This is a genomic window from Pseudomonas sp. SB113, from assembly GCF_040754745.1.
Classification (GTDB): Bacteria; Pseudomonadota; Gammaproteobacteria; order Pseudomonadales; family Pseudomonadaceae; genus Aquipseudomonas; species Aquipseudomonas grimontii.
On record NZ_JBFMHW010000068.1, the window covers coordinates 1 to 741 of the forward strand.

Genomic DNA, 741 nt, shown 5'->3' on the forward strand with positions numbered 1-741 from the left:
CCCATCACGTCGCGCCACAGCGCAATCCGGTCGGCGGCTCTCGTGCTGTGATCAACATGGAGGTGAAGATGGGGCATAGTATATGTTAGCACATCGAGCGGGCAAATCATCTCAAAACGTCGAAAGAGCCAGTCATTTTGCCCGGTGAAGATGTATTAAGATTGACCTATGCGCGCCTTCTGAATGAGATCGGGGCGCGCGTGGCAACCGATGCTCGCACACACGCGCGATGAAAATCAAAGAGTGACGGGCCGAGAAGTCGTGACGGGGAATGGAACAGGCTTTCACATCAAAGCGCGGACTGGCCGGGGTATCGATTATAGCGCTCTTGGCAGCCAGCGGCTATGCCCTTGGCCAAAGCATTACAGCCACTGGCGACATCAACCCTGCATTCCCCTCACCCACCTCCCAATGGAATGTCGGTTCCCTTTCCATCGGGACCATTGGAACGGGCGTGCTGACCATTGATGCGGGTGGCACAGTTACAAGCACCGACGGCGACATCGGCATCCACGACGGCTCCAACGGCATAGTGACGGTTTCGGGCGCGAATGCACGGTGGCAGAATACGGGGGGTCTGTGGGTCGGCGAATTTGACGGGTCCAACGGCACGCTGACTATCGGGGCTGGCGGCACGGTTACCAACCGCGAGGCCTATATCGGTCTCTACGACGGCTCCAGCGGCACAGTGACAGTCTCGGGCGCTAATGCGCGGTGGCAAAATTCGGGCAATCTTTTTGT

The 741-nt window shown here is 58.0% G+C and carries 1 pseudogene; it reads left to right on the top strand.

Annotated elements, in window-relative coordinates:
* Window positions 1–271: 271 nt before the first annotated feature.
* Window positions 272–741 (top strand): annotated as a pseudogene (locus AB1462_RS31430) (hypothetical protein); the annotation flags it as partial.